Below are 14,569 nucleotides of genomic sequence, written 5' to 3'. Positions count from 1 at the left end.
TCAGGAAGAATTCGCCCAGGTTGAAAAAGACGCTCCGCCACTATAGGGGCTCCACCCCGGCGACCGGCCAGGTGTCCGGTCACCGGTCCCGAGACAGCGCCAAGGGAACGACGGCCATCAGGGCCACCGACAGCACGGTGAAGGCCGGGCCGTATCCGAGCAATTGGATGATCAGTCCCAAGAACACCGCCCCGACGCCGAGCCCTCCGTCGTAGCCGATGTTCCACACCGCGCTGGCACGACCGTGACCGGTGGGGCCGGCCCTGTTCAACATCATCGTGACGGTCTCGTTCTGCACCGCTCCGAAACCCAGTCCGAACAGACAGGAGCCGATCAGCACCGGCACCGCTACCTCCCATCCAGGGGTCGCGCCGTCGTGGAGCCACAGGCCCGAGGCGATCAAGCCCATGCCCACGGCCGCCGCGATCGACGCGGGCAACAACAGGGTCGTTCGCCCATAGCGGTCGAACAGCATCCCGGCGCTCCAGCGCCCGACCACCAACAGCAGCGCGTACCCGGCCAAGAGAGCGCTGACCAGCCACGCTGTTTCTTCGAGTGGGATGGCGAGGAAGGTGACGATCGCACCGGCGGACGAAGAGACCGCCAACATGAGGACCAAGGGCGCGGCCAGGGCCATCAGCAACGGTAGGCCGCGCGGGCCCGAGGAGGTACCGGGCGCCGTGTCCGTTCCACTCAGCAGGGCCCGGTTGCGGCCACCGTCGGCGAACAGGATGCCCGAAGACAGTACGGCAGCGATCACGCCGCAGATCCCGGTGAGCCAAAAGGCGGTGCCGAAGCCGATGTTGAGCGCCAAGGCCACACCGCCGGGCAGGATGACGATCTGTGGGAGCCCCACTGCCAGCCCGTGGTAACCGGTGGCGCGGCCCACCTGTTCTTTGAGCACCAGTCGGGCGGCCAGGGCCGTTCCCGCCACGGTCACCATGCCGAACCCCACCCCACGTACGGCGGAGATGCCGAGCAGCACGGTGAGGTCGGTGGTCAGGGCGAACAGTGGGGTGGGCACGCCCATGATGAGCGAACCGACGGGGAAGGCCCACTTGTAACCGGCGGCCCGCTCCAGCAGCCAGGGCATGGTCAACTGGGTGAGGACCGTGGTGGACATGAAGACGGCGGTGGTGGCACCGGCACCGAACTCGCCCGTGCCGCCCCGAATGGCCCACAGGGGAACGAGGGGCAGGACCGCGGCGAAACCGCACAGGCCGACCGCCGTGGCCAGGATGAGCAGGGCGAATCCCTGCCCCTTGAGACCCGGGACGTCGGTGGGGGTGGAGCCTGCCCCGAGGGAGCCAGATCGGATCATCCCTTCTTTCTAGCCGAGCGGGACGGGCCTGTCGACGTGTCCGTCCCCACCAGCGGGTGCTCAGCCAAGACGCGGGTCATGGTCGATCCCAGCGCGTGGAGTCCTGCCTCGGGGAGCGGTCCGCCTCGGGGGCCAGGAAGTCACCTGGCTGCGGGGGCTGAGGAGAAAGACCCCGCTGAGCGGTCCGTGCTCCCGTTCCAGGAGCTCCGGGCGGGGGCCCTTGACGTGGGCCCTCGGAAGAGTGGGGCCGAGGCGGAACCCGGGGCGGGGCGGACGGTGGGCCGAGAGGCGGGCCTTGGTAGGGAGCGGGATGGGGACCAGGACTCTGGGACGGCCCTTGAGGAGGCCCCTGCGGCGGTGGCCCTTGGTGCGGGCCCTGCGGCGGTCCCGGACGCGGGCCCTGGAACGGGCCGGAGGGGGTCCCCTGGGGAGGAGTCGCCCGAATGGCCACGAACTCGTTCCGGTCCTCCGTCGCGGCGTCGACCACCTCGAACTCGCCGGTTCGGCCCTCCTCGTACTCCCCGTACTCGTCGTCGTGGTGGTCGTCGTACGCCTCTTGGGCCCGGGCCAGTTCCGAGGCCGGGGGGAAGACGATCGAACGGAGATTGAGCGCGACGTGCACGAGGACCGGCACGAGGAGGCTGCCCGTGCCCAAGTACAGGATGGTGAACAGGGTTCCGGAGAATCCCGCGCTGAGCAGTCCCCACCAACCCTGGTAGAGGTGCGCGAGGGAGAACAGCACCACCGACAGCACGGCCGCGATCCACAACGGGACGTCCATGCTCGCCATCAGCACGATGAACAGCCCTCGGTAGAGCAGTTCGCCGAACACACCACCGGTGATCGCCATTCCCGCCGCCAACGCCCGTTCCTTACGCGTATGAGGCAGCAGCAGGTACTGGCGACGCCCTGGCTCGGGCAACCGCATCGGCGCCGCGACGGCCCGACGACCACGGTGCCCCCGGTGAGCGCGACGGCCCTTGGGGCCCTGTGGTCCCTCCTCGCCCCCCTCCGAGGTCGCGGCCCTCTGCTTCCTGGCCCTCCACTCCGGCAGCTTGGCCAGAACGGGGTAGCGCTCCTTGGTGGGCAGACCGTTCACCAGCAGCCAGAAGACGACCAGCGCGATCAGTCCACCGAGGGCGGCACCCACCACCGGCGCCCAGGCCTCGGGCAGGCGCAGTCCGAGGTCGACCGCGCTCAGGTTCGGCGAGGTGAACAGGACCGTGAGGACCAGTACTCCCCACAGCACGTGGATGGCCATCGTGACGGCGTACATCAGTTCCAGCGCACGCCCGTCACCCTCCCGACGCGACAGCCACGCGAAGGCGCGCCGTCCGAGGTAGGGCTCACCGATCGCCGCGAAGAACAGCAGCAGGACCGTCAACAAGGTCCCGGTGAGACTGAACTGGGGAAGAATCTCCGACCAAGGCACGGAGACAGCCTAGAAGAACAACTCGGGTCATAGCGCCGTAATGTCGTTATCGAGGATATCGACTCGACCTCGTTGTGCTCGGCGCCTCGAACGGCGACGCCGGTGAGCGCCCCGGATCGCACCCGTGATGGCCTTGGAGTCGACCGCCCGACTCCCCTGAGGGCCCGGGTCGGGGCGGTGGACCGAACCGTGGTCGCGCCCAGGGCCGACAGGCTCCACGGCATCCGCGAGGTGGCACCGGCCGGGCCGTGGTGCCCGAGGCCGCGGACGGAGGCCGGGTGATCGTTCGCGCGAAGGGATCGAAGTGGAGATCGCACCTCACGCGATGGAGCCACGACCGATGTCGCACGGCACCGGGGTCTTGGACCGCGGCCATCCGCCTCACGAACGACTGGCCCAGCACGTGGAACAGCGTATGGTCGGGGCCCGCGACGACGGGTGAAAGGTGCGGGTCTGCGAAAGCTTCTCGCCTCACAGCACCCGACCGGGCTTGTCCCGGTCGGCCAGGGCCGCGAACCGGAAGGTGTTGACCGGATGACTGGAGAGGAGGTTGACCAGTAGCACGAAGAAGCCGGTGTCGGTGTGGGCTCGGCGTGCGATGTCGTCGAAGTCGACGTCGCGGTAGAGATGTTTGCCCGCGGCCAGGACCCTCAGCCCTTCGGCCCCTTCGGGACAATATTCGTAGGCATGGTTGTCGGCGGTGTACTCCTGGGCCCGCCCCAGGCTGCTCCCCACGCCGGGGATGACGTTGGCCACCGACACCCCGAACTGTCGCCAAAAGGACGTGTGGCCGGCGGCGATGTGACCCACCTCGTGACCGATCACGAAACGCAAGGTGTCGGGGTCTTGGGCACCCACCTCGAACAGGTCGCTGTTCACGGCCACGTAGCGACGGAACCCGTGTCCGGAGGCGAACGCGTTGATCACACCGTTGCCGAGCACCACGTAGGCGTCGGGGACCCGGTGCATGCCGAACCGTTCGGCGGCCTCGACCACCATTCGGTGCGCCTCCGGGAACTGTTCGGCCGTGATGCGCACCCCGTTGACCCGCTGGCGTGCGTAGAGCTGGCCACGCACGAAGTACACGAGCGCGGGGATGCTCAACAACAGCAGTGGCTCGTTGGGGTCCCCGGACAGGGCCCTGCTGAACGCCCCCACCACGGTGAACAACGTGACCAGGACACATATCACCAGAGCGGGTACCTCCCGGTGATGACGCAAGGACCGGCGCACGTGGGGGTCGCCCCAGCGCCAAGGGACACTCCCCACGTGTGCTCAGTACCGGTACTGGGTGTCGGGCCGGTCGTCGTCCGTTCCCGGGGGCGGCCCACCGTAGGCCGGACCGGCGGGGGGACCGGAAGGAGGCGGAGGTGCCTCCTCGTCCAGGAGGGCGGCCATGTCCGCGGACAGGGTCGACTCCTCGACCCTTCCACCACCCCACTCGTCCCAGGGCTCCTGCTCCCGTGCACCCCTGGCCACTTCGGTGTCGGCGGTGGATCGGGCCTCGGAGTCGTTCGGGGCGGGCCAGGAGGAGGCGAGGAAGGCACTGTCGTAGGCGTCGTTGTCCTCACTCTCGCCGAACGATGACCCACCGGGAGCCGGTCCGGAGAAGGGCTCGGGCGCGCCGAAATCCTCGGCCGGAGACGAGACGTCCTGGGGCCCCGGGTAGTCGCTCTGAGGACCGGAGGAGGTGTGGTGTGGGGCCGGCGCGTCCATCCCCGGCTCCTGGGCCTGGTATCCCCCGGTGGGGACGTGGCCCTCACCACCATCGGTGGCCGTGTACGGATCGGCGTCCTCGGTCGGCGCGGGTCCCGCGAAGGCCAGGCCGGCCGGAACCTCGGTCGGAGGCAGGCTCGGCACCGACGGGTTCTTGTTGTCGCTACCCAGGTAGGCCAAGGCGGCCACGGTCAGGGCGGCCAGTCCGGCCCGAAGCGTGGGTTCGCGGGCGGGTGAGAAGAACGGTGAGTGGTTGCTGGGAACGTTGCCCATCTTCTCGTAGGGGGTGGCGCCGGGGGCGGCTTCCCACACGTCGTGCGGGGTGGCGCCCACGAACCAGAACACGTACGGGATGGGTTGCGGGTCCTCGGGCAGACCGAAGCGGCAGAAGTCCTCGGTGGCCGGAGAGGGATCCGGCAGGTGGATGACGTACTCCTCGCCGAAGTAGGCCAGGTGCGCGGCGGCGACGTCGGCGGTGCTCGCCGGATCGTTGTGGGTGACCCCACTACCCTGGAAGCGCTCCACCTCGGGTTCGCGACCGGCGCCGGAGGCCGCGGCCTCGGCGCGCACGATCCGCTCGATGGCCCTTTCCAGCTGTTCCGCGACGTTCTCGTTGAGCGCCCGGGTGCTGATCTCCAGGTAGGCCTCGTCGGGGATGATGTTGGCCTTGGTACCCGCCTGGATCCGGCCGACGGTGAGGACGGCCATCTCACTGGGGCTGATCTCACGGGAGACCACGCCCTGGAGGCGGCTGACGATGTTGGCCGCGATGAGCACCGGGTCCACGGTGGTGTGCGGCTGGGAGGCGTGGCCGCCCTCCCCGAAGACGCGCACGCGGTAGGCGTTGGCGGCGCCGAGGATGATCCCGGCGCGGTGCGAGATGAGTCCGGCGGGCTGCGGTCCCAGGTGCTGACCGAGGATGACGTCGGGGCGGCCGAAGCGATCGAACAGGCCATCGTCGATCATCGCCTGGGCTCCGTCGAGGGTCTCCTCACCGGGCTGGGCCACGATCATGATGGTGCCGGCCCATTCCTGACGGGTCTCCGAGAGCAGGTCCGCCACACCGACCAGGCACGCGGTGTGCGCGTCGTGACCACAGGCGTGCATGACGGGAACCTCGATGCCGTCACCGTCCAGCGCCTTGGCCGTGCTGGCGTAGGGCAGTCCGGTCTTCTCCTCCAAGGGAAGCGCGTCCATGTCGGCACGCAGCATCACCGTGGGACCGGGTCCGTTGCGGAGGACGCCGACCACACCGGTGCCGCCGATGCCCTTGTGGACCTCATAACCGGTACGTGTCAGCCACTCCGCGACGATGCTGGCGGTGCGCTGTTCGGAGTGCGAGAGCTCCGGGTTCTTGTGCAGGTCCACGTAGACCCCTTCGACGAGAGGAAAGATCTCGTCGAGGAGTCGCATGACCACACTTCCGTGCTGGGCGGCACGGTTGGGATCCACCGCGTGCGGCACGGTTTCCACCGCCTTCTTCGTTCTCGTCCTGGCAGACGCTGCAAGGGGAACAGCCGCCTTCGTGCACTTTATCTTCGCGAACGTCAAGGATTCACACTGACCTGCGCGGTTCATGGATCGGATGATGGGCACCCTGGGCACGCAAGAGTGTGCCATGGGTTAGGGTCTGCACACGGTAGGCGATCCCCGCACCCCTTCTTCATACGGTTTCGGGCCGATCCGCCACCCCCTCCAGGAGTCGTTGTCGTTTTGTGACATCAGACCCGTTTTCAGCGAACCACTGGCACACCTTGCCATGTCTCAGTAAGGTAACGGGCCATGTCCGTCGACGAGATCCCCTCGGTGTCCCCCACGCGCGCCACGCGACACCGGATCCGCGTCCATCCCGGCTCCACCGACCGACGGTCCTCGGTCCGCCATGTCAGAAGTGGCACCCCCGAGGTCGAAAACCCACCACCCCGTGATCCGGAGTCCCTAGTGGCCTCATCCATGACCAGAATGGAATCCCTGCGTCCCAAGGACGAGCGCGGCGCGAGCGCACGTCCCGGTCCCTCCCAGGCGTCAAAGAAGACGCCGGTTCGTGACTCCCGCTTGGACAACGCCAAGTTCATCCTCATCGCACTGGTCGTCATCGGCCACGCGATCGAACCGGTCAGCGACTACGGGCCCGCCAGTGCCCTCTACTACTGGATCTACTTCTTCCACATGCCCGCGTTCATCATGATCAGCGGTTACCTCTCCCGATCCTTCGACGCCTCGTCGACACGGGTGGAGAAGCTGGTCCTGACCGTGGCCGTCCCCTACCTCATCTTCTGGACGATCCATCAGGGCTTCTACGCGATCGAACGCGGTGGGCTACCGGACTCCCTATCGATCCTCAAACCCACCTGGACACTGTGGTTCCTGGTGGCCCTATTCCTATGGCGTCTGAGCGTTCCCCTGTGGAAGCGGCTGCGCTGGCCCGTGGCGACCGCCGTCATCATTTCGCTGTTCGCCGCCACCACCGACCTGAGCTCCACCCTGTCGATGGGACGTGTGGTCAGCCTCCTGCCCTTCTTCGTGCTGGGCCTGAGCCTGCGCCGCGAACACTTCGACCACCTTGACCGGCTCTGGGTCCGGGTGAGCGCCGTGCTGGTCCTGGCCGCCACCACCCTCCTCGCCCTGCCGATCTCTGGAGACTTCAGCCGAGAGTGGGTGTTCTGGCGGGACAGCCTCATCGACCGCGACATCGATCCGCTGATGCCGAGCGTCGGCATCCGGTTGCTCTTCATGGGCATCGCCCTGGCCATGACCTTCGCCGTGCTCGCCCTCACGCCCAAACGGCGGACGTGGTTCACCTCCCTGGGTGCCTACACCCTGTTCGTGTACCTGGGGCATTCGGTGGTCCTCCTCGTGTTCAAGGCCTCTCCCTGGTACGACGTGCTGACCGGAGCATCGGGGCTGGCCGTCAACGTGGCCCTGGGTATCGCGCTCACCCTCCTTCTGTGCACCCCGTGGGTGCGTAAGTGCATGCGGTGGGCCGTGGAACCGCGGCCCACCTGGCTCCTGGGTCAGGGCGACGGGGAACCGGACGAGAAGGCCACCGGCTCCACGCGCGCGGGCACGGATCCGAAGTCGCAGAAGGCCCCCGTGTAGAAGGCGGCCAGGGAGGATGACCGTTCGGTCCGGTCCATACGAGGAGGGGCGGTCATCGACTCCTACGGGAACATGATCAGAAGGGGGCGACCGGCGCGTCTCGCGCCGGTCGCCCTTCGTCCTGTTCTCATCGGCGCCGTGAGTCCGACCCCGCCAAGCCGATTCAGCCCTCCGTGCGGGCATCGGCCGGAGGAGCCGCCGCGAGCTCACGGCGACGCACCTCGAAGCGGCGAGTCTCCTTCCATAGCCGCATCACCAGGACCGTTTCGAAAAAGGCCAAGGCCAGGACGGAGAAGATCGCCACCGGGATGATGAGGCTGTCGAGCGGAGTGAAGAAGGCCACCAACACGGTCACCGGGGCGACCACGCACAGGAACATCTCGAACTCGATACCGCTGAACAGGTGCGGGCGGACCCGGTGCCGCAACAGGAAGGTACGCACCCGCGGGTAGAGACCCTTGGGAGGTACGTCCTTGACGGCCTCCACCGATTCGGAGGGCTCGTCCTCCTCGGGGTCCGCCGCCTGCTCCTGGACCGCTTCGGCACGAAGCCGTTCGGTCTCACCCGAGGCGATGGCCAGGGCCTGTTTCATGGATTTGCGGGTCTTGGCCACCTGGGAACCGTTGAGGTAACGGAGCAGGTCGAAGAAGACCACCACCGGAGCGACGATCAGGTAGGCGACGTTTCCGGTGACCAGCCACTGACCAATCAGCAACGCCATCACGCAACCGAAGAAACGGATCCGGTCGAAGACGAAGTCGACCCAGGCTCCGAAGACCGAACCGTTGCCCTTCAGCCGGGCGATCTTGCCGTCCATGCAGTCCAGTACGAAGCTGAGGTGGAACAGTAGCGCGCCGGCCACCAGCCACGCCCAACCCAGGTCACCGGCCCACACCGGCGCCGCGAAACACACGGCCGAGAGCAGCCCCAGGACGCCGGCCCCCAGAGTCAGCTGGTTCGGCGTGATATTGGTCCGATTCGCCGTCCACACCACTAGACGACCGGCCAGCGGGTCGACCAGGAAGACCGTCCACCAGGCATCCTTGGCCTTGTAGGTCTCTTCCTTGACTTGCGCGAAAGTGAAACGCGACATCGGTGTACTCCTGGAGGGCGATCCATCCCCACGCCCGGGACACACGGTGTCCTGTCCCGGATCTAGGCATGGGTCGGGCCCGGGTAGAGGCGGGAATCGAGTCATCATGGCAGACAGGGGTGTCTTCGAGGTAATCGGCCACTGCATAATCGAGTGGTAAGAGGGGGAGCAACAGGGTGCCGCCGGCGGCGACCGGCGGAGTCGTCTCCACCCCCTGCGGTCTCGACCGAGGTAGAGGCATTGCGTTTTCTCAATGACCGGGTCCCTGATCAGGACCTGACCTACAGCGACGTGTTCATGGTGCCGAGCCTTAGCTCCGTGGGCTCCCGGCTCAGCGTGGACCTGTCGTCGCAGGACGGAACCGGCACCACCATCCCGTTGGTCGTGGCGAACATGACCGCCGTCGCCGGACGCCGGATGGCCGAGACGGTCGCCCGGCGCGGCGGCATCACGGTCATCCCACAGGACATCCCCATCGAGGTCGTCTCCGACGTCATCTCCTGGACCAAGCAGCGCGACCTGGTCTACGACACCGCCATCACCCTCAACCCCACCAGCACCGTGGGTGAGGCTCTCAACCTGCTGCCCAAGAGGGCGCACAACGCGGTGATCGTCATCGACGATGATCGGCACCCGCTCGGTGTGGTCACCGATGCCGACTGCGCGGGCGTGGACCGCTTCGCACAGCTGCGGGACGTGATGTCCACCGAACTGCTGACCATCCCCGCCGGCACCGAACCCCGTGAGGCCTTCGAGATCCTGCACGACTTCCGACACCGGTTGGCCCCGGTCGTGGACGAACAGGGCGCCCTGGTGGGTGTGCTCACCCGCACCGGTGCTCTGCGTTCCACGTTGTACGAGCCCGCCTTGGACCCCCAGGGTCGCCTACGTGTGGCCGCCGCCGTCGGAATCAACGGTGACGTGGCCGGCCGAGCCTCCGATCTACTCGCTTCCGGGGTGGACACCCTGGTGATCGACACCGCGCACGGTCACCAAGAGAAGATGATCTCCGCCATTGGGAAGGTCCGCGGGCTCTCGCCCGATGTGCCGATCGTGGCGGGCAACATCGTTACCGCCCAAGGCACCCGCGACCTCATCGAGGCCGGTGCCGACATCGTCAAGGTCGGCGTGGGTCCGGGTGCGATGTGCACCACCAGGATGATGACCGCGGTGGGCCGCCCGCAGTTCTCCGCCGTGTTGGAGTGCGCCGCCGCCGCCCGGAAACTGGGTGGGCACGTGTGGGCCGACGGCGGGGTTCGACACCCGCGCGACGTCGCCCTCGCCCTGGCCGCGGGTGCCTCCAACGTCATGGTGGGCTCATGGTTCGCGGGCACCTACGAGTCGCCGGGTGACGTCATGCGCGACGCCGAGGGCCGGCGGTACAAGGAGAGCTTCGGGATGGCGTCGGCGCGCGCGGTGCGCCTGCGCACCTCCGACGACTCCCCCTTCGATCGGGCTCGCAAGGCGCTGTTCGAAGAGGGCATCTCCACCGGTCGGATGTACCTGGATCCGGAGAGCCCGGGAGTGGAGGATCTCATCGACCAGATCATCGCCGGTGTGCGCAGCTCCATGACGTACGCGGGCGCCGACTCGCTGGAGGAGTTCCACGAACGTGCCGTGGTGGGCGTGCAGAGCACCGCCGGGTACAACGAGGGGCGCCCGGTGGAGAACGGCTGGTAGGTGACCGCTGAGAACCGGTATGACCACGGGGAGGGGCCTTGGTGCCCCTCCCCGTCTTCGGCTTGCCGGTGTTGGAACCGACCCCCTGCCCGACGGTGCCGGAACGAATCCCCGTGGCCCGGGAGCAGGACCTACCCTTGTTCCGTGGCGTTCCCTTCCGTGGAGCTCCGTTCCATCGCGGCCTTGTGCTCCTTGCGGTATCGACCGCACAGGCGGTCGGCGTGCCGGATGGGTTCGGGGATCCGATACCTGGGCGACACACGGAGGATGAGGTCGCAGGCACCTTCCAGGTCCACCCGGTGACCCACGGACACGTACACCGGTTTGGTGCGGGCACGGGTGCGCAGGGTGCGGCCGATGACCTCGGCCCCCTGCGCGGCCAACCGCTCGGTGTCCTCCACCAGTTCCGAACGTCCGGCCACCATCGGGGTCCAGGAACCACGTTCCTCCCCCGGAAGCGTGTTCCTGCCGTAGAGCACCGTCTTGGCCGACCCGACCACCCGTGCGTCGAGAAGGACGCCCAGGTGGCTGGCGACCCCGAACCGACGAGGGTGCGCCAGACCGAAGCCGTCGCTGACGAACACGTCGGGGGTGAGGGTCAATCCCTCGATGGCCTTCAGGACCGGTGGCAGTTCACGGAAACCGAACAGCCCGGAGATGTAGGGGAAGGAGGGGGTGTCGGCGATCAGGGAGGTGTCGACCACCTCCAACGTGCGAGCGTCCAAGACCACGGCCGCCGCGGCGAGTTCGGTGTCGTTCACCCCGTAGCTGACGTCCAGCCCGCAGACGAGGTCCACCGCGCCCGCGTCGAAGGGTTCGCTTCGCACTCGGGAGGCGAGAAGGCGTTGGCGGGCCACCGCCTCCTTGGGGTCCTGCGGCCAGTTCTCCGGGTCGTTCAGCGCCTTGGCCGCGCGTTCGGCGATCTCCGTCATGCTCTCCCACCCTGTCCCGTTGCTGCCTTTCCCGTGCGCAGTCTAGGAGGGAGGGCACGAGGCGCCGGGCTCGATGGTGAACGACTCTCCGTTGGCGGGGACTCCCACCCCGGTCCACCGGAAGGGGACACCATGCGCCAGTTCGGGCTCGGGGTGGTCCATGAGTTGGAAGTGCAGGTGCGGTTCAGAGGAGTTCCCGGAGTTGCCGCACGCACCGATCCGCTGTCCCGCGGTGACCCGATCACCCTCCCGAACGACCACCGACCCCCGCTTCAGGTGAGCGTAGGCGGCGTGGACACCATCGCCGAGGTCCAGGATCACGTGGTTGCCGAGGATTCTGCCGGGGCCACCGATGGATCGGACGATTCCTTCCCCGAACAGGTAGAGCAATCCCGGGTAGGAGTTGCGACTTCGGTGGTCGCGTTGGCCGTCCGAGGCGCGCACGACGGTGGCCTCCCCCACGGACAGAATGGGCGCGCCGAAGGAGGGGAAGTCCGTGGCCGGCCGCGTAGCGGGCCACCACCCGTCGATGGTCGGACGTCCGGAATCGATGAGGACGTCGATCGCGTACGTCTGCCCGAGCGTGTGGGTGCCGTGGCTGGGCACCCTGTCCGCCGGCCCGTTGAGTCCGGTCCAGGTTCCCTCGACCGGCGGCACCACCTCGACCGTGGCCGGGGTGGTGCGTGGTCGGGCCAGATGGCCGGTGACCAACGCCGCCACGTACAGGCCGATGAGGAGCAACGGTACGACGAGGGCGAAGGGGTGGGGGAGGCCGAAGCTCAAGTCCAAGGCGATGAAACACACGAACGCCGGGACGCTCCACACGAAGAGCCTGCGAAGGGTTCGGGCCGTGGCACGCATGCCGCTCTTCTCATGCTCATGGGTGATTACGTACTTTCATAGTAAATACCTCTTTCCCCTTGACGAGTCGAGCATCGCACCGTCCCAGAGGACGAACCCTCGGTGCCCCACGGCCGGAGTCGTCTCCGGCGCGACCCGGACGAGCCCGGACCCACACCCGCGGTCCTGCCCGGGTCACGCCTGGTCACCGAGGACGGCTCGAGGAGCGTCCTGGGCGAATCCCCCTACCCTGACCACACAAAAAGACCTGCTTGGAAGGCACAATGGAGCGGGTGAACGTGGGGACGTCCGCCCCACCGAAGCCGGCCCAGGCGACCGGAGTCCTCACCGAACGACTCGACGCCACGCCCGAGCCCGGCCGCTCCGGACTCCTCCCCATGGGTTCGGTGCTGTTCGGCGTGGCCGCGACCACGCCTGGGGCCGGCCCACGCCCGGCCCGAACGTTCCGTGGAGGAGGTCCACACCATCCCGACTCCCGGCCGACGGCCTGATCGGTTCTTTTGAACCACCGTCCCCGCGCCCAGCCCCGTGTCATGAGCCCCGAAAGGACTCCCCCGTCATGGCCGACCTCTATCCCCTTCTCCCCATGATCGCCGGCGTGATCCTGCTGTGGGTCGTCACCCGCGATACCCGCATGGAGCTGCGCCTGGTCAAGCACGGCGTACGAGCCAAGGGGAGGGTGATCGGCTACCACGAGACCTCGGTGGCCTCCCGCATGATCGTGCAGTTCCAGACCGAGGACGGCAAGGAGGTGCACGCCGAGCACGAGAACACCGGGTGGACCGCCTCCCGCGCAGGGGAGATCGTGACGGTCTCCTACGACCCGGACGCCCCCGAACGGGCCCGGATCGTCTCCGCGCCCTGGTTGAGCCACTACGTGCGGGGATTGTTCGGTGCCCTGGGACTGATCCTGGTGGTGGCCGGACTCTTCCTGGGCTACCTCCACTGGAGCACGGTGGGATCAGCCGCTCACGGTTGAGGCCCACGGCCCACGCCGACGGAGCGAACTCGCACGCGGTCCGTGACCGTCGACACCTCCAGACCCCGCTGATCGCCGAAGGGCGATTTGGCGCTTGATACGAACCGGCGCCCTTCACCGTCCTAGATCAACAAACAACACCTAGTTCACCACTAGTTGCGCATGTGACCTTTGTCCTATAGTCGTCCACAACACTGGCCCCATACTCCCCGGTAAGCCGCAGAGCTGCACATGTATGAACATTTCACCGGTTCATGGCAGACTGCCCACACCCCCGGATAATCCGGCGTTTCCTAGTCGAGATACGATCTCCAGCGCCGAAAACCCCCATTCGTGGTCACTCTGCGGCAAGACCGTGTCACCCGCACCCTCAGCAGAGACACGGTGTCCGGGCGGGAGGTGCGCGCCGGCGTTGGTCACCAAGAGCGACCAGGCAACGACGGCCCAGTGCCGGACCACAAACCCATGACGCGGATCGACAGGAGCACCGTGCAGGCAGTACCGAAAAAACGTGGGCGAACGATCACCGCCCGTATTCGCTCCATGGTCATGATCCCCACGAGCGCGTTGGTAGTGCTGTGGCTGGTCCTCACTTTGGCCCTCGGTGGCGAGGCGGCCTACGCGCTCATCCGGGCCAAGGCGACCGACGACCTGGTCACTCCCTCCGCCGTCGGCCTCGTGAACGCCATGGCCGAACGCTCGGCCACCATCGCCTACATCGAGAACCCCGATGACGCCGACCTGACCCAGGCATTGGTCGAGGCCCGGCAGAGCACCGACGACTCCCTCGGCACGGTCGTGGAGGATCTCATCGGCTTCGCCGACCTCGCCCCTGGCGAGGGCGGTATGCACATCGAGATGCTGTACGACATGTACCAGGAGATCGACCAGACGCGTGAAGCCATCGACTCCGGGGCGGTCGGGCGTACCGAGATCCTGGACTACTACAACGAACTCATCCTGCACGGCGCCGACAGCTTCGACAGCCAGGGCCGTACGGGCAACGAGGGTCCCGCGGTCAGCCCTGGTTTCACCGCCATCTACATGTTCCGTACCGTGGACGTCCTCGCCCAGGCGGACGCCCAGATCGCCCGTGCCTTCGCCACCGACGAACTCAGCGTGCAGGACCAGCGCGAGTTCGCCTCCATGGTCGGTTCCTACGAGGGCTTCTTGGAGGCCAACGCCCACTACCTGAGCGGCCCGGGCCAGAAGGAGCGTTACGAGGCGGTGCTGGAGAGCCCCGAGTACGCCTCACTGCAGCGGATGCAGCAGCAGATCATCGATCGTGAGGTCGAAACGGAGACCACGACCGATCCGGTCACCCTCGCTCCACAGTCGGTCGAGAACCTCTCGATGCCGGTGGACAAGGACGAATGGGAACAGGCCTACGGGTACGTCATCGCCGAGTTCACCGCTCTGGGCGCCGACGAGGCCACCTACGCCGCCTATCACACCC

Annotated in this window: 11 protein-coding genes and 1 pseudogene (1 of these 12 running past the window's edge); 5 read left to right on the top strand and 7 right to left on the bottom strand. The window is 67.4% G+C overall.

Annotation, left to right across the window (positions count from 1 at the left end):
* Positions 1–79 precede the first annotated feature (79 nt).
* From D472_RS0123930 to D472_RS0123910, 4 genes are all read right to left on the bottom strand, one after another.
* Positions 80–1,321 (bottom strand): MFS transporter, encoded by a 1,242-nt coding sequence (locus tag D472_RS0123930; protein ID WP_017606966.1) that lies wholly within the window; start codon positions 1,319–1,321, stop codon positions 80–82.
* A 76-nt stretch (positions 1,322–1,397) separates the two neighbouring features.
* On the bottom strand, positions 1,398–2,753 hold the full coding sequence (locus D472_RS26370) for a CPBP family intramembrane glutamic endopeptidase (protein ID WP_051046065.1): 1,356 nt from the start codon (positions 2,751–2,753) through the stop codon (positions 1,398–1,400).
* Positions 2,754–3,224: 471 nt separating this feature from the next.
* Positions 3,225–3,986, bottom strand: a complete 762-nt coding sequence (locus tag D472_RS0123915) for a M48 family metallopeptidase (RefSeq protein ID WP_026118018.1) — start codon at positions 3,984–3,986, stop codon at positions 3,225–3,227.
* A gap of 42 nt (positions 3,987–4,028) precedes the next feature.
* Entirely contained in the window at positions 4,029–5,942 is a 1,914-nt protein-coding gene (locus tag D472_RS0123910) for an amidohydrolase (RefSeq protein WP_017606963.1), read from the bottom strand.
* 480 nt (positions 5,943–6,422) lie between these two features.
* Between D472_RS0123910 and D472_RS0123905 the strand changes: the two genes are divergently transcribed.
* Positions 6,423–7,568, top strand: a complete 1,146-nt coding sequence (locus tag D472_RS0123905; RefSeq protein WP_033304589.1) for an acyltransferase family protein — start codon at positions 6,423–6,425, stop codon at positions 7,566–7,568.
* A 163-nt stretch (positions 7,569–7,731) separates the two neighbouring features.
* On the opposite strand, the gene D472_RS0123900 is transcribed toward D472_RS0123905, so the two are convergent.
* Positions 7,732–8,661, bottom strand: a complete 930-nt coding sequence (locus D472_RS0123900; RefSeq protein WP_017606961.1) for a CDP-alcohol phosphatidyltransferase family protein — start codon at positions 8,659–8,661, stop codon at positions 7,732–7,734.
* Positions 8,662–8,901: 240 nt separating this feature from the next.
* On the opposite strand from D472_RS0123900, the gene D472_RS0123895 reads away from it, so the two are divergent.
* Complete coding sequence (locus tag D472_RS0123895; RefSeq protein WP_017606960.1) at positions 8,902–10,341, top strand: GuaB1 family IMP dehydrogenase-related protein; 1,440 nt, start codon at positions 8,902–8,904, stop codon at positions 10,339–10,341.
* A 131-nt stretch (positions 10,342–10,472) separates the two neighbouring features.
* Here D472_RS0123895 and D472_RS0123890 read toward each other — a convergent pair whose 3' ends face one another.
* Together D472_RS0123890 and D472_RS0123885 are read right to left on the bottom strand one after the other, a co-directional pair.
* Positions 10,473–11,273: an endonuclease V gene (locus D472_RS0123890; protein ID WP_017606959.1), complete on the bottom strand. Its 801-nt coding sequence runs from the start codon at positions 11,271–11,273 to the stop codon at positions 10,473–10,475.
* A gap of 42 nt (positions 11,274–11,315) precedes the next feature.
* Positions 11,316–12,134 (bottom strand): M23 family metallopeptidase, encoded by an 819-nt coding sequence (locus tag D472_RS0123885; protein ID WP_017606958.1) that lies wholly within the window; start codon positions 12,132–12,134, stop codon positions 11,316–11,318.
* Positions 12,135–12,406: 272 nt separating this feature from the next.
* Here D472_RS0123885 and D472_RS0123880 point away from each other — a divergent pair, with 272 nt between their 5' ends.
* The 3 genes and pseudogenes from D472_RS0123880 to D472_RS26985 all read left to right on the top strand — a co-directional run.
* Positions 12,407–12,625, top strand: a complete 219-nt coding sequence (locus D472_RS0123880) for a hypothetical protein (protein ID WP_152448057.1) — start codon at positions 12,407–12,409, stop codon at positions 12,623–12,625.
* Between the two features lie 68 nt (positions 12,626–12,693).
* Positions 12,694–13,113 (top strand): DUF3592 domain-containing protein, encoded by a 420-nt coding sequence (locus D472_RS0123875; RefSeq protein ID WP_017606956.1) that lies wholly within the window; start codon positions 12,694–12,696, stop codon positions 13,111–13,113.
* Between the two features lie 465 nt (positions 13,114–13,578).
* Positions 13,579–14,569: pseudogene (locus D472_RS26985) on the top strand (sensor histidine kinase) (it continues 1,531 nt past the right edge of the window).

This window comes from Nocardiopsis alkaliphila YIM 80379 (assembly GCF_000341005.1).
In the GTDB taxonomy this organism is placed as follows: Bacteria; Actinomycetota; Actinomycetes; order Streptosporangiales; family Streptosporangiaceae; genus Nocardiopsis; species Nocardiopsis alkaliphila.
This window is presented reverse-complemented; position numbering and strand designations above follow the sequence as displayed.

What these genes read in the sequence shown, in the direction of transcription:
- D472_RS0123930 (WP_017606966.1), bottom strand. Translation starts at nt 1,321, where the DNA reads ATGATCCGATCTGGCTCCCTCGGGGCAGGCTCCACCCCCACCGACGTC.
- D472_RS0123905 (WP_033304589.1), top strand. Translation starts at nt 6,423, where the DNA reads ATGACCAGAATGGAATCCCTGCGTCCCAAGGACGAGCGCGGCGCGAGC.
- D472_RS0123900 (WP_017606961.1), bottom strand. Translation starts at nt 8,661, where the DNA reads ATGTCGCGTTTCACTTTCGCGCAAGTCAAGGAAGAGACCTACAAGGCC.
- D472_RS0123890 (WP_017606959.1), bottom strand. Translation starts at nt 11,273, where the DNA reads ATGACGGAGATCGCCGAACGCGCGGCCAAGGCGCTGAACGACCCGGAG.
- D472_RS0123885 (WP_017606958.1), bottom strand. Translation starts at nt 12,134, where the DNA reads ATGCGTGCCACGGCCCGAACCCTTCGCAGGCTCTTCGTGTGGAGCGTC.
- D472_RS0123875 (WP_017606956.1), top strand. Translation starts at nt 12,694, where the DNA reads ATGGCCGACCTCTATCCCCTTCTCCCCATGATCGCCGGCGTGATCCTG.